The organism is Nonomuraea ferruginea (assembly GCF_039540635.1).
Classification (GTDB): Bacteria; Actinomycetota; Actinomycetes; order Streptosporangiales; family Streptosporangiaceae; genus Nonomuraea; species Nonomuraea ferruginea.
On sequence record NZ_BAABFD010000015.1, the window covers coordinates 59,642 to 83,818 of the forward strand.

At 72.1% G+C, this 24,177-nt stretch carries 25 protein-coding genes; 17 read left to right on the forward strand and 8 right to left on the reverse strand.

Translation table 11 applies throughout. The annotated features are described in order from the left end of the window. Positions 1-3: 3 nt before the first annotated feature. Entirely contained in the window at positions 4-678 is a 675-nt protein-coding gene (locus tag ABD999_RS26985; protein ID WP_271275607.1) for a GntR family transcriptional regulator, read from the forward strand. Here ABD999_RS26985 and ABD999_RS26990 read toward each other — a convergent pair. Beyond that, entirely contained in the window at positions 675-1,586 is a 912-nt protein-coding gene (locus tag ABD999_RS26990; protein ID WP_271275608.1) for an EamA family transporter, read from the reverse strand. The two genes, ABD999_RS26985 and ABD999_RS26990, sit on opposite strands and share 4 nt — an antisense overlap. Before the next feature lie 109 nt (positions 1,587-1,695). Between ABD999_RS26990 and ABD999_RS26995 the strand changes: the two genes are divergently transcribed. After that, entirely contained in the window at positions 1,696-2,895 is a 1,200-nt protein-coding gene (locus ABD999_RS26995) for an MFS transporter (protein WP_222708920.1), read from the forward strand. Here ABD999_RS26995 and ABD999_RS27000 read toward each other — a convergent pair whose 3' ends face one another. Further along, positions 2,896-3,621, reverse strand: a complete 726-nt coding sequence (locus ABD999_RS27000) for an ABC transporter permease (protein WP_148034523.1) — start codon at positions 3,619-3,621, stop codon at positions 2,896-2,898. A 53-nt stretch (positions 3,622-3,674) separates the two neighbouring features. Beyond that, positions 3,675-4,583 (reverse strand): ABC transporter ATP-binding protein, encoded by a 909-nt coding sequence (locus tag ABD999_RS27005; protein WP_271275609.1) that lies wholly within the window; start codon positions 4,581-4,583, stop codon positions 3,675-3,677. Between the two features lie 196 nt (positions 4,584-4,779). Here ABD999_RS27005 and ABD999_RS27010 point away from each other — a divergent pair, with 196 nt between their 5' ends. The 10 genes from ABD999_RS27010 (at position 4,780) to ABD999_RS27055 (ending at position 14,588) form a co-directional block, all read left to right on the forward strand. After that, positions 4,780-6,003 carry a multidrug effflux MFS transporter gene (locus tag ABD999_RS27010; protein ID WP_271275610.1) on the forward strand — a complete coding sequence of 408 codons (1,224 nt, stop codon included), beginning with the start codon at positions 4,780-4,782 and terminating at the stop codon, positions 6,001-6,003. A 91-nt stretch (positions 6,004-6,094) separates the two neighbouring features. After that, entirely contained in the window at positions 6,095-6,814 is a 720-nt protein-coding gene (locus tag ABD999_RS27015) for a helix-turn-helix transcriptional regulator (RefSeq protein WP_148031296.1), read from the forward strand. Next, positions 6,811-8,223 (forward strand): Fe-S cluster assembly protein SufB, encoded by a 1,413-nt coding sequence (gene sufB / locus ABD999_RS27020; protein ID WP_148031297.1) that lies wholly within the window; start codon positions 6,811-6,813, stop codon positions 8,221-8,223. The genes ABD999_RS27015 and sufB overlap by 4 nt, the downstream gene beginning before the upstream one ends. Further along, positions 8,223-9,344 carry a Fe-S cluster assembly protein SufD gene (sufD, locus tag ABD999_RS27025; protein WP_148031298.1) on the forward strand — a complete coding sequence of 374 codons (1,122 nt, stop codon included), beginning with the start codon at positions 8,223-8,225 and terminating at the stop codon, positions 9,342-9,344. The genes sufB and sufD overlap by 1 nt, the downstream gene beginning before the upstream one ends. After that, positions 9,341-9,658: a non-heme iron oxygenase ferredoxin subunit gene (locus ABD999_RS27030; protein ID WP_148031299.1), complete on the forward strand. Its 318-nt coding sequence runs from the start codon at positions 9,341-9,343 to the stop codon at positions 9,656-9,658. The genes sufD and ABD999_RS27030 overlap by 4 nt, the downstream gene beginning before the upstream one ends. Before the next feature lie 3 nt (positions 9,659-9,661). Then, on the forward strand, positions 9,662-10,408 hold the full coding sequence (gene sufC, locus ABD999_RS27035; protein ID WP_148031300.1) for a Fe-S cluster assembly ATPase SufC: 747 nt from the start codon (positions 9,662-9,664) through the stop codon (positions 10,406-10,408). Beyond that, on the forward strand, positions 10,405-11,667 hold the full coding sequence (locus tag ABD999_RS27040; protein WP_271275611.1) for a cysteine desulfurase: 1,263 nt from the start codon (positions 10,405-10,407) through the stop codon (positions 11,665-11,667). Before sufC ends, ABD999_RS27040 begins: the two co-directional genes overlap by 4 nt. Before the next feature lie 2 nt (positions 11,668-11,669). Further along, on the forward strand, positions 11,670-12,110 hold the full coding sequence (gene sufU, locus ABD999_RS27045) for a Fe-S cluster assembly sulfur transfer protein SufU (RefSeq protein ID WP_148031302.1): 441 nt from the start codon (positions 11,670-11,672) through the stop codon (positions 12,108-12,110). Then, positions 12,107-12,466 carry a metal-sulfur cluster assembly factor gene (locus ABD999_RS27050; RefSeq protein WP_148031303.1) on the forward strand — a complete coding sequence of 120 codons (360 nt, stop codon included), beginning with the start codon at positions 12,107-12,109 and terminating at the stop codon, positions 12,464-12,466. Before sufU ends, ABD999_RS27050 begins: the two co-directional genes overlap by 4 nt. 304 nt (positions 12,467-12,770) lie before the next feature. Further along, positions 12,771-14,588, forward strand: a complete 1,818-nt coding sequence (locus tag ABD999_RS27055; protein ID WP_271275612.1) for a DEAD/DEAH box helicase — start codon at positions 12,771-12,773, stop codon at positions 14,586-14,588. Positions 14,589-15,354: 766 nt separating this feature from the next. Here ABD999_RS27055 and ABD999_RS27060 read toward each other — a convergent pair. Further along, a complete protein-coding gene (locus tag ABD999_RS27060) occupies positions 15,355-16,284 on the reverse strand; it encodes an RNA polymerase sigma-70 factor (RefSeq protein WP_271275613.1) in 930 nt (309 codons plus the stop codon). Next, complete coding sequence (locus ABD999_RS27065; RefSeq protein WP_271275614.1) at positions 16,281-17,192, reverse strand: NAD-dependent epimerase/dehydratase family protein; 912 nt, start codon at positions 17,190-17,192, stop codon at positions 16,281-16,283. Before ABD999_RS27065 ends, ABD999_RS27060 begins: the two co-directional genes overlap by 4 nt. A 146-nt stretch (positions 17,193-17,338) precedes the next feature. Here ABD999_RS27065 and ABD999_RS27070 point away from each other — a divergent pair, with 146 nt between their 5' ends. The 3 genes from ABD999_RS27070 to hisG all read left to right on the forward strand — a co-directional run bounded on the left by ABD999_RS27070 (position 17,339) and on the right by hisG (position 19,412). Further along, the gene (locus ABD999_RS27070; RefSeq protein WP_271275615.1) at positions 17,339-18,106 is read left to right on the forward strand and encodes an SDR family oxidoreductase; all 768 of its coding nucleotides are present in this window, start codon (positions 17,339-17,341) and stop codon (positions 18,104-18,106) included. Between the two features lie 134 nt (positions 18,107-18,240). Then, entirely contained in the window at positions 18,241-18,504 is a 264-nt protein-coding gene (locus tag ABD999_RS27075) for a phosphoribosyl-ATP diphosphatase (RefSeq protein ID WP_148031308.1), read from the forward strand. 62 nt (positions 18,505-18,566) lie between these two features. After that, positions 18,567-19,412, forward strand: coding sequence for an ATP phosphoribosyltransferase (gene hisG / locus ABD999_RS27080; protein ID WP_148031309.1), 846 nt, complete (start codon positions 18,567-18,569; stop codon positions 19,410-19,412). Between the two features lie 80 nt (positions 19,413-19,492). On the opposite strand, the gene ABD999_RS27085 is transcribed toward hisG, so the two are convergent. After that, positions 19,493-20,782: an aminotransferase class V-fold PLP-dependent enzyme gene (locus ABD999_RS27085; protein ID WP_271275616.1), complete on the reverse strand. Its 1,290-nt coding sequence runs from the start codon at positions 20,780-20,782 to the stop codon at positions 19,493-19,495. A 9-nt stretch (positions 20,783-20,791) separates the two neighbouring features. Next, on the reverse strand, positions 20,792-21,841 hold the full coding sequence (locus tag ABD999_RS27090) for an EAL domain-containing protein (RefSeq protein ID WP_271275617.1): 1,050 nt from the start codon (positions 21,839-21,841) through the stop codon (positions 20,792-20,794). Positions 21,842-21,960: 119 nt separating this feature from the next. Here ABD999_RS27090 and ABD999_RS27095 point away from each other — a divergent pair, with 119 nt between their 5' ends. Continuing rightward, positions 21,961-22,608 (forward strand): acVLRF1 family peptidyl-tRNA hydrolase, encoded by a 648-nt coding sequence (locus ABD999_RS27095; protein ID WP_219547700.1) that lies wholly within the window; start codon positions 21,961-21,963, stop codon positions 22,606-22,608. Positions 22,609-22,626: 18 nt separating this feature from the next. On the opposite strand, the gene ABD999_RS27100 is transcribed toward ABD999_RS27095, so the two are convergent. Beyond that, a complete protein-coding gene (locus tag ABD999_RS27100; protein WP_345482942.1) occupies positions 22,627-23,445 on the reverse strand; it encodes an NAD(P)H-binding protein in 819 nt (272 codons plus the stop codon). Between the two features lie 97 nt (positions 23,446-23,542). Between ABD999_RS27100 and ABD999_RS27105 the strand changes: the two genes are divergently transcribed. Continuing rightward, positions 23,543-24,109 (forward strand): TetR/AcrR family transcriptional regulator, encoded by a 567-nt coding sequence (locus tag ABD999_RS27105; RefSeq protein WP_148031312.1) that lies wholly within the window; start codon positions 23,543-23,545, stop codon positions 24,107-24,109. The last annotated feature ends 68 nt before the right edge of the window (positions 24,110-24,177 follow it).

Below are 24,177 nucleotides of genomic sequence, written 5' to 3' on the forward strand. Positions count from 1 at the left end.
GCGATGGCTGCCGAGGACCGGCTCGACCTGCCGATGGTGGGCGAGCGGCAGAGCCTGCGCGAGCAGGTGGCGCAGGCGCTCAGGGCGGCGCTGATCACCGGCGAGATGCGGCCGGGGGTGGTCTACTCGGCGCCGGTGCTGGCGGCCCAGTTCGGCGTCTCCGCCACGCCGGTCCGCGAGGCCATGCTCGACCTGGCCAAGGCGGGCCTGGTGGAGGCCGTGCGCAACAAGGGCTTCCGGGTGACCGAGCTGTCCGAGCGCGACCTGGACGAGCTGACCGAGATCCGCGAGCTCATCGAGGTGCCGACGGTCGCCCGGATGGCCGACTCCGGCCGGGCCGCCGACTTCGAGCGGCTGCGCCCGGCCGCCGAGGAGATCCTCGCCGCCGCCCAGCGGGGCGACCTGCTCGCCTACGTCGACGCCGACCTGCGCTTCCACCTGGAGCTGCTCGGCCTGTCCGGCAACGGCCACCTGGTCGAGGTGGTCAAGGACCTGCGCACCCGCGCCCGCCTCTACGGCCTGTCACAGCTGTCGGAGCGCGGCATGCTGGCCGACTCCGCCAGGGAGCACCTGGCGCTGCTCGACGCGCTCAAGGGCGGCGACGAGCGAGCCGCCGAGCACATCATGAGCGAGCACATCCGGCACGTCAGGGGCATCTGGGCGGCCCGCGAGGGCTAGCGCCGCCGCACCGCCCTGGTGGTGCCGAGGCTGGCCGCGACGATGCACACCACGGCCACCCACTGCTGGACGTGCAGCACCTCGCTGAGCACCAGCACGCCGATCAGCGCGGCCGCGGCGGGCTCCAGGCTCATCAGGATGCCGAACACGTGCTTCGGCATCCGGCGCAGAGCGTTCAGCTCCAGCGAGTACGGGATCACCGACGACAGCAGCCCCACGCCCAGCCCGATCATCAGCAGCTCGGGCTGGAGCAGGTCGGCCCCGCCGGAGACGACCCCCACCGGCGCGACGACCACGGCCGAGACCACCATCGCGAACGCCAGCCCGGTCGTGCCGGGGAACCGGCTCCCGGCCGCCGCCGACAGCAGGATGTAGGCCGCCCAGCAGGCGCCCGCCGCCAGCGCGAACGCGATGCCCACCCAGCTCGCCGACGCCGACTCGCCCCAGGGCGCGAGCAGCACCACTCCGGTCCCGGCCAGCCCCACCCAGACCAGGTCGAGCCGCCGCCGGGAGGCGGCCACCGCCACGCCCAGCGGGCCGAGGAACTCGATGGCGACCGCGACCCCCATCGGCAGCCGCGCCAGGGCCTCGTAGAAGGTCAGGTTCATCAGCGCGAGCGTCACGCCGAACCCGATCCCCACGGCCCAGTCGCGCCACGCCATGCCCTTCAGCCTCGGCCGCGCCACCGCGCCGATGATCAGCGCGCCCATGGCGATGCGCAGGAACACCACCGCGCTCGGCGGCAGCGCCGTGAACAGCTGCTTGGCGAACCCGGCCCCGAGCTGCACCGAGAAGATCGCCAGCAGCACCAGCCCGGACGGCGGGATGGAGTCGGCGGCGGTGCGCAGCAGGTTCCCCGGCCGGGGCAGGCCGCGGTCGACCGGGTCGTCAAGGGTGAAGGCGGGCACGGAACTCCTCGTATCGGACACAACGCCCTGAAGCGTACCGACCTCGCCCGACATTCCTGTCAGAGGGTGTTTTACTGATCAATATCCCCTCAAACGGATGCAGGAGCACATGAGCGCCTCAGCCCCGCCCGTCACCCTCACCCGGCCGCCGGCCGCGCTCGCCGCCGCCTCGTTCGTCAGCAGTTTCGACCGCCTGGTCGTGACGCCGCTCCTGGTGCTGATCGCGGCCGAGCTGGAGGTCCCGCTGGCCACCGCGGTGGCCGTGGCCAGCGGCTACTACCTCGCCTACGGGGTGTCGCAGCCGGTCTGGGGGGTGCTGTCGGACCGGTTCGGGCGGGTGCGGGTGATGCGGCTGGCCCTGCTCGGCGCCGGGCTCGCGGGCCTGGCCTCGGCTGCCATGCCGGCGCTGCCCGCGCTCATCGTCGCCCGGGTCGCCGCGGGCGCCTGCTTCGGCGCGGTCATCCCCACGTCGCTGACGTACGTGGGGGACACGTTCCAGGTGTCGGTACGGCAGCGCGCCCTGTCCGACCTGATGGGCCTGATGGCGCTGGGCACCGCGCTGGCCACCGGGCTCGGCGGCGTGCTGGGCGACCTGGCCGGCTGGCGGGCGGCGTTCACCGTGCCCGCGGTGTGCGCGCTGGCCTGCGCCGTGGCGCTGCGGACGCTGCCCGAGCCGCCGCGCGCCGAGATCGGCGGCCTGGGCAGGCACGTCGGCGCGGTGCTGCGCCGCCCGTGGGCCCTGCTGGTGTTCGCGCTGGCGTTCGTCGAGGGCGCCGTGCTGCTCGGCATGCTGACGTTCCTGGCCACGGTCCTGCAGCACCAGGGCGTCTCCTCCGCCCTGGCCGGCCTGGCCGCGGCCGCCTACGGCCTGGGCGTCTACCTGTTCTCCCAGGTGGTCAAGCGGCTGGCGGGAGGCCGGCCGGTGTGGTCGCTCATCCTGATCGGCGGGGCCCAGATGTGCGCCGGGTACGCGATCGTGGCCGTGGAGGCGAACCTCGGCACGGTCGCGCTGACCGCGCTGCTGCTCGGGGGAGGCTGGTCGTTCATGCACTCGTCGTTGCAGACCTGGGCCACCTCGGTGGTGCCGCAGGCGCGCGGCACGACGGTCGCGTTCTTCGCGTCGTGCCTGTTCATGGGCAGCGCCGTCGCCTCGTGGGCGGCCGGTCCGCTGGCCGGGAGCGGATCGTACGGGCTGCTGTTCGGCCTGGCCGCGGCCGTCGCCGCGCCGCTCACGGTGGTCGCCGCGGTCAGCCGCCGCCGTTACGGCGCGCGCGCTCCCGAGGAGGACGCCGCGCCCCGCCCCGAATGATCACTCCCAGCGGAAGGTCCTGGCGGCCAGCACGAGGGAGACGACGGCCCACGCGGCCAGCACCGCCACCGCGGCCACCGGCAGCGCGCCGCCGCCGAGCACGGTGCGCAGGCCGCCTGTCAGCGCCGAGATCGGCAGCAGCTCCAGCACGGGCCGCACCGACTCGGGGAACTTCGCCAGCGGGAACACCACCCCGCCCGCCGCCAGCAGCAGCAGGTAGACCAGGTTGGCCGCGGCCAGCGTCGCCTCGGCCCGCAGCAGACCGGCCATGAGCAGCCCGAGCCCGCTGAAGGCGGCGGTGCCCAGCAGCACCAGCAGCGCGCAGCCCAGCACCGCGGCCACCGGCGAGCCCTGCGGGCTCCAGCCCAGCGACAGCGCCACCGCGACGAGCACCACCACCTGGACGGCCTCCACCGCGAGCACCGCCACCGTCTTGGCCAGCATCAGCCCGCCCCTGGACAGCGGGGTCGCGCCCAGTCGCTTCAGCACCCCGTAGCGCCGCTCGAACCCGGTCGCGATCGCCTGGCCGGTGAACGCGGTCGACATCACCGCCAGCGCCAGCACGCCCGGCGCCAGGAAGTCGACCCGGCTGCCGCCGCCCACGTCGATCAGCGGCGCCACCGAGAAGCCGACCAGCAGCAGCACCGGGATGATCATGGTGAGCAGGAGCTGCTCGCCGTTGCGCAGCATGCCGCGGATCTCGGCCCCCGCCTGCGCCAGCACCATCCGCGGGAACGGCGCCGCCCCCGGTGCGGGCGTGAAGTCGAGTGTGGGTGTCGTCACCGCAGCTCCCTGCCCGTCAGCTCCAGGAACACGTCTTCCAGCGTGCGCCGCTCGATGCGCAGGTCGTCGGCCGTCACGCCCTCCGCCGCGCACCACGCGGTCACGGTGGCCAGCAGCCCGGGGTCGACCTGCCCCTCGACGATGTAGTGGCCGGACGGCGACTCCTTGGCCGCGCTGCCGATCGGCAGCGCGTTGAGCAGCTCCTCCAGCGCCAGCCCCGGGCGGGCGCGGAACCGGAGCTGCCGCTCGGCCCCCGTCAGCGCGGCAGGGCTGCCCTCGGCCACCACCTGGCCCCTGTCGATGATCACCACGTGGTCGGCCAGCCGCTCCGCCTCGTCCATGTGATGGGTGGTCAGCACCACCGACACCCCGGCGGCGCGCAGCTCGCCCACCAGCTCCCAGCAGGCGTGCCGGGCCTGCGGGTCGAGCCCCGCCGTGGGCTCGTCGAGGAACACCAGCTCGGGCCTGCCGATGACGGCCGCGGCCAGCGACAGCCGCTGCTGCTGCCCGCCCGACAGGCGCCGGAACGGGGTCCGTACGTGATCGGAGAGGCCCAGCCTGGACAGCAGGGCGCCCGGATCCAGCGGCCGGGCGTGGAAGCGCGAGACCAGCCGGAGCCACTCGCCGCAGCGCGCGGCGGGCGGCACGCCGCCCGACTGCGGCATGACGCCGACCCGGGGGCGTAGCGCGGCCGAGTCGGGCGGCAGGCCCAGCACCCGCACCGTGCCGCCGTCGGCCGTGCGGAACCCCTCGCAGATCTCCACCGTCGAGGTCTTGCCCGCGCCGTTGGGGCCGAGGACGGCCGTCACCGCGCCGCGGGCGGCGCTCAGCGTGAGCCCGTCGATCGCGGCGGTGCTTCCGTACCGCTTCACGAGGTCGACGATCTCGACGGCTGGGGATGTCATGAGCACGAGTCTAGGGACCGCCGGGGGTGGTTCGCCGGTCAGCCCCGCGTCGGCTTGTCAGGGAGGTTTCACCTACGAACGATACGTTTACCGGAAATTTCCGGAAACCGGGAATGAGTATTACCAGAAAAGGGTTTAGTCCTCTCGGTTCATGTCCGCATCTCACATTTTGGCCCGCATGGAGAGGTAAACGCGCATGTCCGTGGCAGAAGCCGCGCAACCGGTCGTCCAGGAGAGCCGCCGCCGCGCGGGGCTCCTGCTCTTCATCCTCGGGGCGCTCTCCGCGATCGGGCCCCTGTCCATCGACATGTACCTGCCCGCGCTGCCGGCCATCACCGAGGAGATGCTCAGCGTCCCCGCCCAGGTCCAGCTCACGCTGACGGCCTGCCTCGTCGGCGTGTCCGTCGGTCAGGTGGTGGCCGGGCCGCTCAGCGACGTGCGCGGCCGGCGGGTGCCGCTGATCGTCGGCGTGGGCGGGTTCATGGTGGCGTCGCTCCTGTGCGCGTTCGCCCCGTCCGTGCCCGTGCTCATCGCGCTGCGGCTGGTGCAGGGCATGCTCGGCGGCGCGGCCCTGGTCATCGTGCGCGCCGTGGTGCGCGACCTGTACGACGGCGCCGCCATCGCCCGCATCTTCGCCAGCCTCATGCTGGTCAGCGGCCTGGCGCCGATCCTGGCGCCGATCGCCGGGGCGCAGCTGCTGGAGTTCACCTCGTGGCGGGGCGTGTTCGTGGCGCTGAGCCTGGCCGGGCTCGTGCTGATGCTGGCCGTGCTGGCGGGGGTGCGCGAGACGCTCCCGGCCGACCAGCGGGAGAGCGGCGGGTTCAGGCACACCCTGCGCAGCTTCCGGCGCCTGCTGGGCGACCGGCCGTTCATGGGCTGCGCGCTGAGCGCCGGGCTCGCGTTCGGCGCCATGTTCGCCTACATCTCCGGCTCGCCGTTCGTCCTCCAGGACGTGTACGGGGCCTCGCCGCAGCAGTACTCGCTCATCTTCGGGCTCAACGCGTTCGGCCTGATCGCCATGTCGCAGGTCGGCGGGCGCCTGGCCGGTCGGGTGCCGCAGGTCCGGCTCATCCTCGCCGGTCTGGGCGTCGCCCTGGCCGGTGGGGCGCTCCTGCTGCTGGCCGTCGTCATCGGGCTCGGGCTGACCGGGGTCGTGGCCGGGCTGTTCGTCATCATGTGCGGCCAGGGCCTGATCCTGCCGGGCACCGGCGCGCTGGCCCTGGCCGGCCAGCCGCCGCAGGTGGCCGGAGCGGCCTCCGCGCTGCTCGGCGTGCTGCAGTTCGCGCTGGGCGCGGTCGCGGCTCCGTTCGTCGGGCTGTTCGGCGCGGACACGGCGCTGCCCATGGCCGTCGTCATGACCGGCCTGTTCGCCTGTTCCGCCGTGGTTTTCGCGATCATGGCCCCGAAGTCTGTTAGGTAAGCCTTACCTGAGTGAGAAATTGCATTGACCCGCTGCTCGGAACCGTTTGTGGACCGGGAAGGAATTAGGGCACACTGATGTTGTGAAAAACGTGCCCTTGATAGAGCCAGGCAGCGAGCGCAGCACCCGTGCGCGCGTCGCCCGGCTCATTCTGGAGCACGGGCCCATCGCCGCGTCGGCGCTGGGCGAGCGGCTCGGGCTCACGCCCGCGGCCGTCCGCCGCCACCTCGACGCGCTGCTCGCCGACGGGATGATCGAACCCCGTACGGTGCGGCCGCGCGGTCAGCGGGGGCGCGGGCGTCCGGCCAAGCTGTTCGCCATCACCGACGCGGGGCGCAGCGCCTTCGAGCACGCCTATGACGACCTGGCCGGGAGCGCGCTGCGTTTCCTGGCCGCGCGTCTGGGGGAGGAGGCGGTGGCCGACTTCGCCCGCACACAGGTCTCAGGCCTGCTGCGGCGGCTGGAGCCGGTCATGCGGCAGGTGCCACCCGACCAGCGCGTCCAGGTGCTGGCCCAGGCTCTGTCCGCGGAGGGCTACGCCGCCTCGGCCACCAAGGCCAAGTCGGGCGGCGACCAGCTCTGCCAGCACCACTGCCCGGTGGCCCACGCGGCCGCGGAGTTCCCGCAGCTGTGCGAGGCCGAGACGGAGGCGTTCGCGCAGCTGCTCGGCACCCCCGTGCAGCGGCTGGCCACGATCGCGCACGGCGACGGGGTCTGCACCACGCACGTGAGCCCTCAGACGCTGGGGGTCCCACATAGAGCAACTGCCGAGAAAAGCACTCGCGAGAAGAGCAAGGAGACCGGAGGGTGACTGTCACCGACCGCCCGGAGCTGGAAGGCCTCGGGAATTACAAGTTCGGCTGGGCCGACCCCGACGCCGCCGGCGCGGCGGCCAAGCGAGGCCTGTCCGAGGAGGTCGTACGCGACATCTCCACGCTGAAGAACGAGCCGGAATGGATGCTCGACCTTCGCCTGAAGGGCCTCCGCCTGTTCGACAGGAAGCCGCTGCCGACATGGGGCTCCGACCTCACCAGCATCGACTTCGACAACATCAAGTACTTCGTGCGTTCGACGGAGAAGCAGGCGACGTCCTGGGACGAGCTGCCCGCCGACATCAAGAACACCTACGACAAGCTCGGCATCCCCGAGGCGGAGAAGCAGCGCCTCATCGCCGGCGTCGCCGCCCAGTACGAATCCGAGGTCGTCTACCACAAGATCCGTGAGGACCTCGAGGAGAAGGGCGTCATCTTCGTCGACACCGACACGGGCCTGAAGGAGCACGAGGAGCTCTTCAAGGAGTACTTCGGCTCCGTCATCCCGGTCGGCGACAACAAGTTCGCCGCGCTCAACACCTCCGTGTGGTCCGGTGGCTCGTTCATCTACGTGCCGCCGAACGTCGAGGTCGAGATCCCGCTGCAGGCCTACTTCCGGATCAACACCGAGAACATGGGCCAGTTCGAGCGGACCCTGATCATCGTCGACGAGAACAGCTACGTCCACTACGTCGAGGGCTGCACCGCGCCGATCTACTCGTCCGACTCGCTCCACTCCGCGGTCGTCGAGATCATCGTGAAGAAGAACGCCCGCTGCCGTTACACGACCATCCAGAACTGGTCCAACAACGTCTACAACCTGGTCACCAAGCGCGCCGTCGCCTACGAGGGCGCGACCATGGAGTGGATCGACGGCAACATCGGCTCCAAGGTCACGATGAAGTACCCCGCCGTCTACCTCATGGGCGAGCACGCCAAGGGCGAGACCCTGAGCGTCGCGTTCGCGGGCGAGGGCCAGCACCAGGACGCCGGGTCCAAGATGGTCCACCTCGCCCCGCACACCAGCTCCACCGTCATCTCCAAGTCGGTGGCGCGCGGCGGCGGACGCACCTCCTACCGCGGTCTCGTGCAGATCGAGGAGGGCGCCCACGGCAGCGCCAGCACCGTCAAGTGCGACGCCCTGCTCGTCGACCAGATCAGCCGCTCCGACACCTACCCGTACGTCGACGTCCGCGAGGACGACGTCTCGATGGGCCACGAGGCCACGGTCTCCAAGGTCAGCGAGGACCAGCTGTTCTACCTCATGAGCCGCGGGCTCGACGAGGACGAGGCGATGGCGATGATCGTGCGCGGCTTCGTCGAGCCGATCGCGCGCGAGCTGCCCATGGAGTACGCGCTCGAGCTCAACCGGCTGATCGAGCTGCAGATGGAAGGAGCCGTCGGCTGATGGGCCTGAACGAGAAGCCCCTGTCGACCCTGCACGAGAAGGCGTCGTACGACCTGGCCGACTTCGAGGTGCCGGCCGGGCGCGAGGAGGCGTGGCGCTTCACCCCGCTCTCGCGCCTGAAGGGCCTGCACGACGGCAAGGCCGTCGCGGAGGGCCACGTCAAGGTCGACGTGGACGCCGCGCCCGAGGTCACCGTCGAGACCGTGGGTCGCGACGACCCGCGGCTCGGCAAGGTCTACGTGCCCGCCGACCGGGTCAGCGCGCAGGCGTTCAACGCCTTCGAGAAGGCGACCGTGCTCACGGTGGCGCGCGAGGCCGTCACGTCCAAGCCGACCGTCGTCACGCTCACCGGCGCCGGCGACGGCGCCGCGTACGGTCACCTGCTGGTCCAGGTCGAGCCGATGGCCGAGGCCGTGATCGTGCTCGACCACCAGGGCAGCGCGGTCTACGCCGACAACGTGGAGTTCGCCGTCGGCGACGGCGCCACGCTGCGCGTGGTCAGCCTGCAGGACTGGCAGGACGACGCCGTCCACGTCAGCCACCACCACGCCAGGCTCGGCAGGGACGCCACCTTCCGCAGCTTCGTGGTGACGCTCGGCGGCGACCTGGTCCGGCTGTCGCCCAGCGTGTCCTACGACGGGCCCGGCGGCGACGCCGACCTGACCGGCGTCTACTTCGTCGACGCCGGTCAGCACCTGGAGCACCGCCTCCTGGTCGACCACTCGCAGCCCAACTGCAAGAGCAACGTCGACTACCGCGGCGCACTCCAGGGCGAGGACGCGCACGCCGTCTGGATCGGCGACGTGATCATCCGGGTCGCGGCCGAGGGCACCGACACCTACGAGCTCAACCGCAACCTCATCCTCACCGACGGCGCCCGCGCCGACTCGGTGCCCAACCTGGAGATCCTCACCGGCGAGGTGGCCGGCGCGGGGCACGCCTCCACGTCCGGCCGGCTCGACGACGAGCACCTGTTCTACCTCCAGGCTCGGGGCATCCCGTACGACGAGGCGCGCCGCCTGGTCATCAGGGGCTTCCTCGGCCAGCTCGTCGAGAAGATCCAGATCCAGGAGATCCGCGACCGCGTCATGGCGGCGCTGGAGGCGGAGCTCGCCCGATGAGTTTCGAGAAGGTCTGCCAGATCGGCGACATCCCCGACGGTGGCGTCATCGCCGTCGAGCTCGGCGAGACGCCGGTGGCGCTGGTGCGCAAGGGCGGCGACGTGTTCGCCCTGCACGATGTCTGCTCCCACGCCGAGGTGCGGCTCAGCGAGGGTGACGTCTACGACGGCACGCTCGAGTGCTGGCTGCACGGCTCGTGTTTCGACATCCGCACCGGCAAGCCCACCGGCCCGCCCGCCACCAAGCCCGTGAACGTCTACACAGTCAAGATCGACGGCGACGACGTGCTCGTCTCGCTCTCGAAGGAGTCCTAAGCAATGTCCACCCTTGAGATCCGTGACCTGCAGGTCGCCGTCGAGGACAAGGAAATCCTGCGCGGCGTCAACCTGACCGTGAAGTCGGGCGAGACCCACGCCATCATGGGCCCCAACGGCTCCGGCAAGTCCACGCTCGCCTACGCGATCGCCGGTCATCCGAAGTACACGATCACCGGCGGTCAGGTGCTGCTCGACGGCGTCGACCTGCTGGAGCTGTCGGTCGACGAGCGGGCCCGCGCGGGCCTGTTCCTGGCCATGCAGTACCCCGTCGAGGTCCCCGGCGTGTCGGTGTCCAACTTCCTGCGCTCGGCCGTCACCTCCGTCCGCGGCGAGGCGCCCAAGCTGCGCCAGTTCGCCAAGGACCTGAAGAACGGCATGGACGCGCTCGCCATCGACGGCTCCTTCGCCCAGCGCAACCTCAACGAGGGCTTCTCCGGCGGCGAGAAGAAGCGCCACGAGATCCTCCAGCTGGAGCTGCTCAAGCCGAAGATCGCGGTGCTCGACGAGACCGACTCCGGGCTCGACGTCGACGCGCTGCGCGTGGTGTCGGAGGGCATCAACCGCTTCCGCGAGTCCGGCGAGACCGGCGTCCTGCTGATCACGCACTACACTCGCATCCTGCGCTATGTGAAGCCCGACTTCGTGCACGTCTTCGCCAACGGCAAGATCGTCGAGGAGGGCGGGCCGGAGCTGGCGGACAAGCTCGAGTCCGAGGGCTACGAGCAGTACACGAAGGCATCTGCATGACTCAGACCAGCTTTGACGTGGAGAGGATCAGGAAGGACTTCCCGGTTCTCTCCCGCGAGCTGCCCGGCGGGCGCCCGCTCGTCTATCTCGACTCGGGCAACTCTTCCCAGAAGCCCACACAGGTCATCGAGACCATGCGCGAGCACCTGGCGCTGCACTACAGCAACGTGGGGCGTGCCATGCACGCCCTGGGCGCCGAGTCCACCGAGGCCTACGAGAGCGCCCGCGACAAGATCGCCGCTTTCGTCGGCGCTCCCTCGCGTGACGAGGTCGTCTTCACCAAGAACGCCTCCGAGGCGCTCAACCTGGTCGCCTACTCCTTCGGCAACCCGGCCAACACCGACGACCGCTTCCGGCTCGGTCCCGGTGACGAGATCGTCATCTCCGAGATGGAGCACCACTCCAACATCGTGCCGTGGCAGCTGCTCGCGCAGCGCACCGGCGCGACGCTGAGGTGGTTCGGCGTCACCGACGAGGGCCGGCTCGACTTGTCCGGGCTCGACGACCTGGTCACCGAGCGGACGAAGATCATTTCGATCGCTCACCAGTCGAACGTCCTCGGCACCGTCAACCCGGTCGGCGACGTGCTGGCCCGCGCCCGGCAGGCCGGCGCGCTGGTGATGCTGGACGCCTCCCAGTCGGTGCCCCACCACCCGGTGGACGTGGCCGCGCTGGGCGTCGACTTCGTCGCCTTCACGGGCCACAAGATGGTCGGCCCCTCCGGCATCGGCGTGCTGTGGGGCCGGGGCGAGCTGCTCGAGGCCATGCCCCCGTTCCTGGGCGGCGGGGAGATGATCGAGGCGGTCTGGATGGACCGCTCGACCTACGCCCCCATCCCGCACAAGTTCGAGGCCGGCACGCCGCCGATCGTCGAGGCCATCGGCCTCGGCGCGGCCGTCGACTACCTCAGCGGGGTCGGCATGGCGGCCGTCGAGGCCCACGAGCGCGAGCTCGCCGCGTACGGCCTCGACGCGCTGCGTGAGCTGCCGGGGCTGCGGCTGATCGGCCCCGACTCGCTGGAGATGCGCGGCGGCACGCTCGCGTTCACGCTGGACGGCATACACCCGCACGACGTGGGGCAGATCCTCGACGACGCGTTCGGCGTCGCGGTGCGCGTCGGTCACCACTGCGCGCGCCCGCTGCACCTGCGGTTCGGAATACCGGCGACCACGCGGGCGTCGTTCTATCTGTACAACACCACGGGCGAGATCGACGCCCTGGTGCGCGGCCTCCACCACGTCCAGAAAGTGTTCGCATAGCGATGATCGGCGAGTCGATGTACCAGGAGCTGATCCTGGAGCACTACAAGCACCCGCAGGGGCGGGGGCTGCGCGAGCCGTACGACGCCGAGGTTCACCACGTGAACCCGACGTGCGGCGACGAGATCACGCTGCGGGTCAGGGTGGGCGAGGCCGGCAAGATCGAAGACGTCTCCTACGACGGTCAGGGCTGCTCCATCAGCCAGGCCGCGGCCTCGGTGCTGCACGAGCTGACGACCGGCTCGACCGTACGGGAGACCCTGTCCGTGGTGGACGAGTTCACCCGCCTCATGCAGGGCAGGGGGCAGGTGGAGCCTGACGAGGACGTGCTCGGCGACGCGGTGGCGTTCGCCGGGGTGGCCAAATTCCCCGCGCGCGTCAAGTGCGCGCTGCTGTCATGGATGGCCTACAAGGACGCTGTGGTGAGGAGTGCTGCACAATGAGCAAGCCTGTCGAGACCCCGACCGGCTTCGACGGTGACGCGACCGTCGAGGAATTGATGGAGGCGCTCAAGGACGTCGTCGACCCCGAGCTCGGCATCAACGTCGTCGACCTCGGCCTGATCTACGGCCTCAACCTCGATCCCGGCCAGGACGGCAAGCCCGTCGCCACCATCGACATGACCCTGACCAGCGCGGCCTGCCCGCTGACCGACGTCATCGAGGACCAGGCGCACTCCGCGCTCGACGGCATGGTCTCCGACGTGAAGATCAACTGGGTCTGGCTGCCGCCGTGGGGCCCTGACAAGATCACCGACGAGGGCCGCGACCAGCTTCGTATGCTAGGCTTCAACGTCTGATCTTTTCTGCTGGAGGCTGGCGCCTCGGCGCCGGCCGCTTCAGCATGCCGGAGGTCCCCGGAAAGTCCGGAGATCCTCCTCGGGAATAAGCGTGATCTCTCCCGTGTTGGCACCCAAGGACACCTGACGCCTCATCGCGCGTCCCGCGCCGCCTGCGGCCGGCGCCCTCAGGTGCGCCTTCCCCCAAGCTCCGCCCCGATGGCGGGCGCACTGCAATGTGTACGGCAATGTCGCCGTACGTCCTGGCTCGTCCTTTCGCAGAAGTGACGTGCCACTTCGACTGAAAGGCACGAATTTCGTGACCATGCTTGACGCTGTCCTGCCCGAGACGACCCCCGAGCAGGGCCCGTCCGAGTTCGAGCTGCTCGGCCTGCCCAAGCCGCTCGTGAACGGCCTGGCCAGGCAGGGCATCGGCTCCCCGTTCCCCATCCAGAGCGCGGCCATCCCGGACGTGCTCGCCGGCGCCGACGTGCTCGGCCGCGGCCAGACCGGCTCCGGCAAGACCCTCGCCTTCGGCCTCCCCATGATGGCCCGCATCTCCGGCGTCAAGCCGGCCCCCGGACGCCCCCGCGCGATGGTCCTCGTCCCCACCCGCGAGCTCGCCCTCCAGGTGCACGACGCCCTCGAACCCCTCGGCCGCGGCCTCGGCCTGCGCATGAAGGTCGTCGTCGGCGGCATGTCCATGGGCAAGCAGATCGAGGCGCTGCGCCGCGGCGTCGACGTCCTCATCGCCACCCCCGGCCGGCTCGGCGACCTGATCCGCCAGGGCGAGTGCTCGCTGGAGGACATCGAGATCAGCGTCCTGGACGAGGCCGACCACATGTGTGACCTCGGCTTCTTCCCGGTGGTGACGGAGCTGCTCGCGCAGACCCCGCCCGGCGGGCAGCGGCTGCTGTTCTCCGCCACCCTCGACGGCGACGTCGACAAGCTCGTCCGGCGCTTCCTCAAGGACCCGATCAGCCACTCCGTCGCGCCCGCCACCTCGCCCGTGGACACGATGGAGCACCACGTGCTGCAGGTGACCCGCGACGACAAGTTCGACATCACCGCCGAGATCGCCAACCGTGAGGGCCGCACGATCATCTTCGTGCGCACCCAGCACGGCGTCGACCGCCTCTGCAAGCAGCTGGCCAGGGTCGGCGTCAAGGCCGGCGGCCTGCACGGCGGCAAGCGCCAGAACCAGCGCACCCGCATCCTGGCCGAGTTCCGCGAGGGCTCCGTCAACGTGCTCGTCTGCACCGACGTCGCCGCCCGCGGCATCCACGTCGACAACATCAGCCTGGTGCTGCACGTGGACCCGCCCCAGGACAGCAAGAGCTACCTGCACCGGGGCGGCCGCACGGCCCGCGCCGGCGAGAAGGGCACCGTCGTCACGCTGGTGCTGCCGAACGAGCGCCGCTCCACCGAGTCGCTGACCCGGCGGGCCGGCATCCACCCGTTCCGCCTCAAGGCGACCCCCGGCCACCCGAGGGTGGCGGAGGTCACCGGCGCTCGCATGCCGAGCGGCGAGTCGATCCCCGTGTGGGAGCCGGACGTCCGCAAGCCCCTGCGCCCGCGCCGCGACAACCACAACGGCCGCTCCCGCCGTCCCCGTCGCGACTTCGACGGCGAGCGCCGTCCCCGGCGTCACGAGGACGGTTTCTCCGGCCCCCGGCGTCACGAGGACGGCTTCTCGGGTCAGCGCCGCCACGAGGGCGAGCGGCCGTTCGGCGGCCCGCGCCGCCACGACGGCGGAGACGCGCAGCCGCGCGGCTTCGGTGAGGACCGCCGCGACCGCCCCTTCCGCGAGGGCGACCGTCCCCGTGGCGGTGGCTACCGTGACGACCGTCCCAGCGGTGGTTACCGCGACGACCGTCCCGCCCGCGACGGTGACCGTCCCCGTGGCGGCGGTTACCGTGACGACCGCGGGACGCGAGGCGGCGGGTTCCGTCCCGACGACCGCGGCAACCGCTACTCCGCCGACCGCGGCCGCCCCTCCACGGGTGACCGCGACCGCGGCGGATACCGCTCCGACGACCGTCCCCGCGACGGCTACCGTCCCGGCAACTTCCGCTCGGACGACCGCGGCACCAGGGGCGGCGGCTACCGCCGCGGCAGCTCCGGCCGCAGCTTCGACCGCTGACCCACACCGCCCGTGACGGGTTCCGTCCATCCGACGGGGCACGCAAGGCCAGACCATACGAGCACCCCCGCGCCATTCACCCGAACGGCGCGGGGGTGTTCGTGTGTGCGGAGGTGTGGGTCAGTGGTGTGTACGGCGGGTCGTGGGTGATGTGATGGGCGGGCCCGCACGACCGCAAGTCATGCGAGCGCCCCCGTTCCGTTCAGTCGAACGGTGCGGGGGTGTTCGCGTGCGCGGAGATGTTGGTCAGTGGTGTGTACGGCGGGTCGCGGGTGATGTGTTCGGCGGGGCGCGCACGACCGCAAGTCATGCGAGCGCCCCCGTTCCGTTCAGTCGAACGGTGCGGGGGTGTTCGCGTGCGCGGAGATGTGGGTCAGTGGGGTGTACGGGCGTGGCTTGCACGACCGGGGGCATGCAGGGTGGCATTCGAGTTCCCGCTCCGTTCGTCCGAAGGGGTGCTCGCGGGTGCGGACGGTGGTGATGCCGGTCAGGCGTCGGCGGTGTGCGGGTGAGGGAGGCGAGACGGCGGGTCGTGAAAGCGATCGCGGGCTGGGGCGCCGGTGTGGGTGCGGAGCGGGTGCCGCTTGTTCGCGGGTACTGGTCGGAGGGGGCGCGGGGCGGCTGGTCGGCTGGGCAGAGGTGTTATGGCCTGGGTAGGAGGCGGCGGGGCGTGTTGTTCGCGCTCGCGAGCTGCGGACCGGGTGTTGTGGCCGGGGTGTGGGGCGGCGGGTTGTGTTGATCGCGCTCGCGAGCTGCGAGCCGGGTGTCATGGCCGGGGGGTGGGGCGGCGGGCTTGGTTGGCTTCGCGGACGATGGCCCAGGCGTCCGCGACCGGGCCCAGGTGGCGGAGCTTGTCGGGGTTGATCACTGCGCGGATCGTCTGGACGCGGCCGGAGAGGATGTCGAGGGTCAGGGTGTTGACGATCCTGCCGTCCCGGTCGCGGAAGATCGCGCCCGGCTGGCCGTTGACCTCGTGCGGCTGCACCACGCCGCCGATGCGGACGAACGGCCCGGCGATCCCGGCCAGGACCCTGGCCACCTTGCCGGCGCCGAAGACGCCCGTGCCCCACAGCGGGGCGTTGCCGCCGCTGTCGCCGACCATCCGCACGTCGGCGGCGAGCAGGTCGCGCAGCCCGTCGACGTCCCCGTCACGGAAGGCGTCGAAGAACCGTCCGGCGAGCTCGTCCCGCTCACGGCGGTCGGTCTCGAACCGGGCGCGTCCCGCCTCCATGTGACGGCGCGCCCGCACGGCGAGCTGGCGGCACGCCGCCTCCGAGCGCCCCACCGCCGCGGCGACCTCGCCGAAGCCGAACCCGAACACCTCCCGCAGCACGAAGACCGCCCGCTCCAGCGGGCTGAGCCGCTCCAGCAGCAGCAGGGCCGCCATCGACAGCGAGTCGGCCAGCTCCGCCGACCGCTCCGGATCCTCGTAGGGGTCGGCCAGCAGCGGCTCGGGGAACCACCGGCCGGTGTACTGCTCCCGCCTGACGCGGGCCGAGCGCAGCACGTCGATCGCGATCCTGGACACCGTGGCCGCCAGGAACGCCTTGGCCGACGCCGGTCGCCCGGGGTAGGCGTCGTAGCGCAGCCAGGCCTCCTGGACCGCGTCCTCGGCCTCGCCCACGCTGCCCAGGATCCGATAGGCGATCGAGAACAGCAGCGGCCGCAGCTCCTGGAACTCCTCCGCCCTGGTCACGCCAGCTCCTCCTTGAAGCCCAGACGCCAGGAGGGGTGGCGCAGCCGCCAGCCGAGCTCCCGCTTGGCCTTGGCGTTGGAGAAGCCGCGCCCCTCGGTCATCATCGCCACCGCGGTCCTCCCGGCCAGCGGCCTGGCCAGCCAGACCGGGATCCGCATCGGCGGTTTGGCCCCCGCGCACGCGGCCAGATAGGGCAGCCACTCGCGCGCCGGGGCCGGCTCGTCGTCGACGATGTTGAACACGCCCCTCGCCCGCTGTTCCACGGCCAGGACGGTGGCCTCGGCCGCGTCGTCGAGATGCACCCACGAACTGTAGCCGCCGCCGTCGCCGATGACCGGATACTGCCGCTTGCGCACCAGCTCGACCTGGGCGTCGGTGGCCCCGGGCCCGTAGAAGGCGCCGTAGCGCAGGACCGCGCCCCCGGCCGCGGCGACCACCTGTTCGAGGTGGCGGATCGCCGCCGCCCCCTGGCCCGTGCTCGTCGGGTCCAGCGGATCCTCCTCCGTCTTCACCCACCCGCCCGTACGGATGCCGTTCCACGAGGCGTAGCTCTGCGCGACGACATGGGAGACGCCGGTCGCCTCGGCGGCGGCCAGCAGGTGGTCCGTCCCCTCGGTGCGCAGCCGGTTGGTGGTGGCGAACCAGCGGTCGAAGTGCTTGATGTCGGGCTTGCCGCCGATCGCGGTCATCTGGTGCACGATCACGTCCGGCCGGGCCCTGGCCACCGCCTCGCCGACCGCTTCCGCGTCCAGCCCGTCCATCACGACCGCCTCGGCGCCGAGGCGCTCCAGGAGGCCCAGCTTGCCCGCGCCCGTCGTCGTCGCCGTCACCTGGTGGCCGCGCGCCACGAGCCGCCGCACCAGCCGCCGTCCCAGCACCCCGGCCCCGCCGGCCACGAACACCCGCATGACCATCACCTTTCCCACGTCACTGGCTGTTTCCGCCACCCGGGACGAGACAGCACAGCCGTCTGTGACATCGGCCGTCCATGTCACAGCGCGGCCGGCCTGTCTCGTCCCGGGGCGGACAGACTCACTGAGACAGGAGCTTGGCCATGGACGAGTGGAACACACACCGGAAGATCGCCCTGATCACCGGGGCGAACAAGGGGATCGGCCGGGCGACCGCGGAGCGACTCGCCGAACTGGGCGTGACGGTCCTGATCGGCGCCAGGAACGCGCGGCGCGGCGAGGAGGCCGCGGCGGCGGTGCGCGCGGGAGGCGGCGACGCGCACGCCGTCACCCTCGACGTCACCGACCTCGCCACCGTCGAGGCGGCCGCCGGATGGGTCGAGGAGCGGTTCGGCCGCCTCGACGTGCTGGTCAACAATGCCGCCATCACCGGCTCCGACCAGGTCCCGCCCGAGGACGCCGTCGACCAGATCCCCAGCGGCGTCGACCTGGACATGGTCCGGTCGGTGTTCGAGACCAACGTCTTCGGGGTGATCGCGGTCACCAACGCCATGCTGCCGCTGCTGCGGCGGTCGCCGGCGCCGCGGATCGTCAACCTCAGCAGCGGCGGCGGGTCGCTGGCCCTCAACAGCGAGCCGGGCGGCCCGCTGAGCGGGCTGCCGCAGTCGGCCGCGTACTCGCCCTCCAAGACCGCGCTGAACGCGCTGACCGTGCAGTACGCCAACGAGCTGCGGAAGGACGGCATCCTGGTCAACGCCGCGGCCCCCGGCTACGTCGCCACGGACATCAACGACCACCGCGGGTTCCTCACCCCCGCGCAGGGCGCGACGGTCGTGGTACGACTGGCGACGCTGGACGCGGACGGGCCGACCGGTGGGTTCTTCAGCGAGGACGGCCCCGTGCCCTGGTGACTGCCGGTTGAACGGACCACCCCACCCGAGAGGCCGGGCGCGACGCGCCAGGGAACGCGCCCGGCCGCGGGTGAGTCCGGTGCCTGGCGCAGACTAGGCTTGAGTAGCATTCCTGCCGAACGACGAGAGAGATCATGAAGACCTTCGAAGAGCTGTTCGCCGAGCTGTCCGAGAAGGCGCAGACCCGGCCCGCGGGCTCGGGCACCGTGGCCGCGCTCGACGCCGGCGTCCATGCCATCGGCAAGAAGGTCGTCGAGGAGGCCGCCGAGAGCTGGATGGCCGCCGAGCACGAGTCGAACGACCGGGCCGCCGAGGAGATCTCGCAGCTCCTCTACCACGTGCAGGTGCTGATGATCGCGAAGGGCATCGGGCTCGACGAGGTGTACAAGCATCTCTAGGGCGCCCCGCGCCCGCCTCCGCCCGTCCCGCACGTTTCGCGACCCATCCGAGGACCACTGACATGCTACGTCTGGCCGTACCCAACAAGGGCGCTCTCAGCGAGGCCGCCCAGACCATGCTCAAGGAGGCCGGCTACCGGCCCCGCAGAGACAGCAAGGAGCTGTTCGTCGTCGACGAGGCGAACGGCTGCGAGCTGTTCTTCCTGCGCCCCCGCGACATCGCCGTCTACGTCGGCGAGGGCACGCTCGACGCCGGCATCACCGGCAGGGACATGCTCATCGACTCCGGCGCGCCCGTCGAGGAGATCATGCCGCTCGGCTTCGGCGCCTCCACCTTCCGGCTGGCCGCCAAGGCCGGCACCCTGACCAGCGTGCACGACCTGCAGGGGCTGCGGGTGGCCACCTCCTACACCGGGCTGCTCGAGAAGTACCTGTCCGACCAGGGCGTCGACGCCCGCGTGATCAAGCTCGACGGCGCCGTCGAGACCGCCATAAGGCTGGGCGTCGCCGACGCGGTGGCCGACGTGGTCGAGACCGGCACCACCCTGCGCAACGTCGGGCTGGAGGTGTTCGGCGAGCCGATCATGCGCTCCGAGGGCGTGCTGATCAAGCGGAACGGCACCCCCGACTCGCCCGCCATGCAGCAGATCGTCCGCCGTATCCAGGGCGTGGTGCACGCCCGCGACTTCGTCATGATGGACTACGACATCCGCGCCGAGCGGATCGAGGAGGCCATCGCGCTCACGCCCGGCATGGAGGGGCCGACGGTCTCGCCGCTGCACCGCGAGGGCTGGGTGGCCGTCCGCGCGATGGTCCGCCGCCAGGGCCACCAGCAGGTCATGGACAAACTGTGGGACCTCGGCGCCCGCGCCATCCTCGTCACCGACATCTACGCCTGCCGCCTCTAGTAGCGCAACCCGTAGTCGAAGCGGCGGGCCGGCGAAACGCGTGCCCGAGGCGGGAACCCTCACGGGCGGCCAGCAGGACGTCAGGCGAGTCCTTTCACCGCTTCGACGGCGTGGTCGACCTGCTCGGGCGTGGTGACGATGCTGGTGCCGAAACGCAGCAGCGACGGCACGTACGGGGTGGTGGAGGCGATGACCTTGCGCCCGTGCAGGCGGGACACCGCCTGGGCCGCGTCCATGCCGTCGATCGAGCAGCACACGAGCCCCGCCGAGAGGCCGGGGGAGTCGGGGGTGGCCAGCCGGACGTGCGGGAGCGCGCTCAGGCCGCTCTTGAGCCGGGTGGCCAGCTCCTGGGTGCGCCGCTGGATGCGGTCCTTGCCGATCGCCTTCTGGAAGTTGAACGCCTGCGTCATCGCCCACCGGTGCTCGAACGCCTTGTAGCCGCCCGGCGTGGCCAGGTCGGCCGTGGTCTCGGCCGGCCCCTCGCCGCGCTGCCAGGCCACGAACGAGGACCGCCCGAAGCCGGGGATGACCGGGGCGAGCGCGTCCCAGGCCCGGCCCCACAGGATGCCGGTGCCGCGCGGCCCGAACAGCCACTTGTGCGTGCCGCTGGCCATGAAGTCGCAGCCCAGGTCGCCCATCTCGTCGGCCATCGCGCCGAACCCGTGCACGCCGTCGACGCACAGCAGCGCCCTGTCGGCCTCGTCGCGGCCCCGGTTGGCCTCGGCCAGCATGTCGGCGATGGCCCGGATCGGCAGCCGCACCCCCGTGCTGGAGTGCACCCACGTCACCGCCACCACGCGGGTGCGCGGCCCCAGGCCGTCCTTGATCGCCTCGACGATCCTGGCCTCCGACGCCTGGGCCGGGTCGTCGTACAGCCTGACCCTGCGCACCTTCGCGCCGGTGCGGTCGGCGAGCAGCCGCACCCCCTCGTGGGTGGCGAGGAAGTCGTGCTCGGTGGTGAGCACGTCCTGGCCGTCCTTGAGACGCATGCCTGAGTAGAGCAGGCCCAGGCCCATCGTGGTGCTGTCGGTGAGCGCGAGCTGCCGGGCGTCGGCGCCGACGAAGCGCGCGGCCGTCTCCCGTACGGTGGCGTCAGGAGAGGCGTTGCCGGCGGGCAGGTAGTGCGGGTCGGCGTCCAGGCCCGCGCGGTGCCGCTCGATCGCCGCCCGCACCGGGGCCGGCGCGGGGGCCAGCACGAACGCCGCGAACTGCCCGTACGCCGGATCGAGCGTGAACTGCGCGCGCACCGACTCCCAGTCGTCCGCGTCGAAGGCCGGAGACGGCTCGGGGGCGGGGGAGGAGGTGCAGGCCGCCACCCCGGCGAGCATCCCCGCGCCGAGCACCGCCCGTCTGTTCAGCTGCCGCGTCACGCTCCCTTCCTATCCCGGGACGCGCCGATCTGCCCAGAGCGCCGGGCGAGTCGTTACCTGCCTGATCAGGTCCGAGATCCGGACGATGCCGAGGCAGCGGTTCACCTCGTCGGTGACCACCAGGTCGTCGTAGACGCGGCCGGTGTCCCGGCCGGCCGCCTGCATCGCCGCCACCGCCGGAGTGGTCCGCGGCACCGTGCGGGGCGGATCGGCCAGCCGCCGCGCCGGTTTCGACCCGTACAGCGCGTGCCCGTACCGGGAGGCGATCGAGAGCAGGAACCGGCCGCGGTCCAGGCTGCCCAGCGGACGCTGGTACTCGTCCACCAGGACCACGCTGGTGATCGTCGGCTCGCGCCCGAACGCCTCCACCGCCTGCTCCGCCTTCGCCGCCTCGGGCAGCGTCACCGCCGGCAGCAGCAGCTCCTGCACGCGCGGGCCGAGCGTCGCCTCCGGCTGGTCGTCGGCCGTGCCCAGCGGCACCCGTACCAGCCCGTCGGGGCCGGGCGACAGCAGCGGCCCGGTCGCCATCCGCGCGCCCCACGAGCGCGCCGCGGCCAGCTGCGCCTCGTCCTCGATCGCGGGCGCCAGCACGTGCGCGCCCACGCCGCGCGCCAGCGTCACCACCGCGCGCGCCGCCGCCACCGCCCGGTGGTCGCGGGGCGCCCGCGCGATCAGCTCCGGCGCGATCCCCACCAGGTACGGGGACGCGTCCGCGATCAAATCCAGCGGCACGTGCTCGGTCCCGGCGCCGCCGAATCCGAGCAGGTAGCCGTGGGCCCGCAGCCCGTCGAGCGCCACCCTGAGCAGCCGGCGCTCCTGCGGCGCGCACGGGCCGCTCAGCAGCAGGATCAGCTCGCGCGGATGCCGGCCGGCGCGGCGCAGCGCCTCGTGCAGCGGGGCCATCGCCACCGCGCCCGACAGCACCACCTGGACCGGGACGTCCAGGACCATCGGCAGCGGGGCGGCCCGCAGATTCCCCGACGGGTCGAGCATCGCCGGCCGGGCGATCACCGAACCCGTGTCGAGATCCACAAGAGGGCCTGTGAGCAGGGAGGACACGTAGCGATGATGGGCTGGTCCGGGACCCCGCGACAGTCTCCCGCGGTGGAATTCACCGACATTTCCCCGGAGATTCCCCGGCCGGTGAACGCGCGCCGCCGGTCGGTTAGCCTTCCGGCATGAACGCGCGACCGGCGAAGGGCGGCGGCCGGTGGGTCTCCGTGCCGCCTGAGCGGCTGAATCCGTGGATCGACGGGTTCGCCGCCCGCCACGGGCCCTTCGAGGCCGCCGGCGACGACCGCCTGGTGCGGCTGACGGCGCGCGACGGGGCGGTGGCCGAGCTGCACGTGCCCTTCCCGCCGATGCGTCCGGGCCCGCCGCACGTCACCCGGCTCGTCGAGCACTCCCGCGCCGCCCGTCGGGTGGGGGTCGTGCTGGTGCGGCTCGGCGGATACGCGGCCGGGGTGTTCGACGGGACCGCGCTGGTCGCGTCCAAGGTCGGGTCGCGGCTGGTGCAGGGCCGCACGGCGGCGGGCGGCTGGTCGCAGCAGCGCTTCGCCCGCCGCAGGTCCAACCAGGCGGGCAAGGCCTTCGAGGCGGCCGCAGAGACGGCCCTGCGGGTCCTGACGCCGCACGAGCTGGACGCCGTCGTGCTGGGCGGCGACCGCAGAGCGGTGGACGCCCTGCGCGCCGACCCGCGCCTGGCGCCGCTGCTGGCCCTGGAGACCGAGCCGTTCCTGACGGTCCCCGACCCGAAGCTGGCGGTGCTCAAGGAGACCCCGGCCCAGTTCCGGGCCGTCCGCGTGCGCGTCACCGACCCCGTGTGACCGCGCCCGGCGGAGAGGTCAGGCGCCGAAGGCGTGGGCGTGCTCGGAGAGGAAGGCCGTCAGGGGGCGCGGCGGGCGGCCGGTGAGGTCCTCGACCGCGGAGGTGACGGAGGCCCAGTCCTCCGTCTCCATCTCCCGCATCATCGTGGCCACCTCCGTGGCGGCGCCCTGCGGCACCCCCTGGGCGGCCAGGTGGGCGGCCATGGCGGGGACCGGGAGGTCGACGTAGGTCACCGGCCGGCCGATCGCCGCCGTGACCGCCGCGGCGATCTCGTCGTGGGTGTGCGCCTCGGGCCCGGTGAGCGTGTACGTGGCGCTCGGGCCCACCGGCGCGGTCAGCAGGGCGGCCGCCGCCGCGGCGATGTCCCGGGCGTCGATGTAGCTGACCTTGGCCGCGCCGTACGAGCCGTGGATGCGGCCGTCGCGCACCTCGCCCGGCAGGTTCTGCATGAACCCGCCGGGCCGCAGGATCGCGTGCGGCAGGCCGGACGCGCGCAGGTGCTCGTCGATGCGGCCGTGCGGGTCCTGCCCGAGTCTGCCGCCCGGCCTGGCGTGGCGTACGGAGACCGTCACCACCTGCGCCACCCCGGCCTCCCGCGCCAGGTCGACGACCGCGCGGTGGGCGTCCACCACGCCGGGCCAGAGCGAGCTGTTGAGGAACAGCCGGTCGCCGGGCGACAGGTGGGCGCCGATCGACTCGGGCCGTTCCAGGTCGCCCGGCGCGTACGGACCGCCGAGACCGGCGGGCTCGCGGGTGACGGCGGCGACCTCGCCGGGCGGGAGCAGGGCGACGAGCGCCCGGCCTATGGAGCCGGTGGCGCCGGTGACCACGATCATGGACTTCCCCTAAGTGGATGACATCATTCCGGTTAGGTGGACCGTACAGGAAGCGGAATCTCATCGTCCATTTAATCGGAGCGGTACGATTTCCTCCGTGCGGGCGGACGCCAGGCGGAACCTGGGCAAGATCGTGGAGGCCGCGGCGGCCGTCATGGCCGAGCGGGGCCCCGCCGCGCCCATGGAGCTCATCGCCCGCCGCGCGGGCGTCGGCGTCGGCACGCTCTACCGGCGCTTCCCCGATCGGGCCGCGCTGCTCGCCGCCATGGGGGAGCACTACGTGCACTCGCTGGGCGAGGCCCTCGACCGCGCCGTGGCCGAGGAGCGCGACGCCTGGAGCGCGCTGCGGGCGTTCGTGCTGTGGGCGGGCGACTCGGGGCGGGGCGTGCTCGCCGCCGTGCTGGCCGGGGTGCCCGAGGAGGCGACGGTCGGGCCGGGGTTCGAGGAGACCCGTCAGCGCTGGCTGGAACGTTTCACCGCGCTCGTCCGGCAGGCCCAGGCCGACGGCCGGATGCGCGCCGACGTGGGGGTGGACGACGTGGTGGCGCTCCTCAACCTGTTCGCCTGCCATCCCGGCTCGCTGCCCGCGCACGTCGCGGCCCGGCCCACCTGGTTCCTCGGGCTGATGCTGGACGGGATGGCGGCCGGGGCCGCGCGAGTCTGATCACGGGATCGCCACGTCTTTGAGACGATTCAAAAAAATCTTCAAGGCCGCTATGATGAACCCGTTAA

Excerpts from the sequence above, each read along its gene's own strand:
- ABD999_RS26985 (WP_271275607.1), top strand. The coding sequence starts at position 4 with ATGGCTGCCGAGGACCGGCTCGACCTGCCGATGGTGGGCGAGCGGCAG.
- ABD999_RS26995 (WP_222708920.1), top strand. The coding sequence starts at position 1,696 with ATGAGCGCCTCAGCCCCGCCCGTCACCCTCACCCGGCCGCCGGCCGCG.
- ABD999_RS27000 (WP_148034523.1), bottom strand. The coding sequence starts at position 3,621 with ATGGTGCTGGCGCAGGCGGGGGCCGAGATCCGCGGCATGCTGCGCAAC.
- ABD999_RS27005 (WP_271275609.1), bottom strand. The coding sequence starts at position 4,583 with ATGACATCCCCAGCCGTCGAGATCGTCGACCTCGTGAAGCGGTACGGA.
- ABD999_RS27010 (WP_271275610.1), top strand. The coding sequence starts at position 4,780 with ATGTCCGTGGCAGAAGCCGCGCAACCGGTCGTCCAGGAGAGCCGCCGC.
- sufD (WP_148031298.1), top strand. The coding sequence starts at position 8,223 with ATGGGCCTGAACGAGAAGCCCCTGTCGACCCTGCACGAGAAGGCGTCG.
- ABD999_RS27030 (WP_148031299.1), top strand. The coding sequence starts at position 9,341 with ATGAGTTTCGAGAAGGTCTGCCAGATCGGCGACATCCCCGACGGTGGC.
- sufC (WP_148031300.1), top strand. The coding sequence starts at position 9,662 with ATGTCCACCCTTGAGATCCGTGACCTGCAGGTCGCCGTCGAGGACAAG.
- ABD999_RS27040 (WP_271275611.1), top strand. The coding sequence starts at position 10,405 with ATGACTCAGACCAGCTTTGACGTGGAGAGGATCAGGAAGGACTTCCCG.
- sufU (WP_148031302.1), top strand. The coding sequence starts at position 11,670 with ATGATCGGCGAGTCGATGTACCAGGAGCTGATCCTGGAGCACTACAAG.
- ABD999_RS27050 (WP_148031303.1), top strand. The coding sequence starts at position 12,107 with ATGAGCAAGCCTGTCGAGACCCCGACCGGCTTCGACGGTGACGCGACC.
- ABD999_RS27055 (WP_271275612.1), top strand. The coding sequence starts at position 12,771 with ATGCTTGACGCTGTCCTGCCCGAGACGACCCCCGAGCAGGGCCCGTCC.
- ABD999_RS27065 (WP_271275614.1), bottom strand. The coding sequence starts at position 17,192 with ATGCGGGTGTTCGTGGCCGGCGGGGCCGGGGTGCTGGGACGGCGGCTG.
- ABD999_RS27070 (WP_271275615.1), top strand. The coding sequence starts at position 17,339 with ATGGACGAGTGGAACACACACCGGAAGATCGCCCTGATCACCGGGGCG.
- ABD999_RS27075 (WP_148031308.1), top strand. The coding sequence starts at position 18,241 with ATGAAGACCTTCGAAGAGCTGTTCGCCGAGCTGTCCGAGAAGGCGCAG.
- hisG (WP_148031309.1), top strand. The coding sequence starts at position 18,567 with ATGCTACGTCTGGCCGTACCCAACAAGGGCGCTCTCAGCGAGGCCGCC.
- ABD999_RS27095 (WP_219547700.1), top strand. The coding sequence starts at position 21,961 with ATGAACGCGCGACCGGCGAAGGGCGGCGGCCGGTGGGTCTCCGTGCCG.
- ABD999_RS27100 (WP_345482942.1), bottom strand. The coding sequence starts at position 23,445 with ATGATCGTGGTCACCGGCGCCACCGGCTCCATAGGCCGGGCGCTCGTC.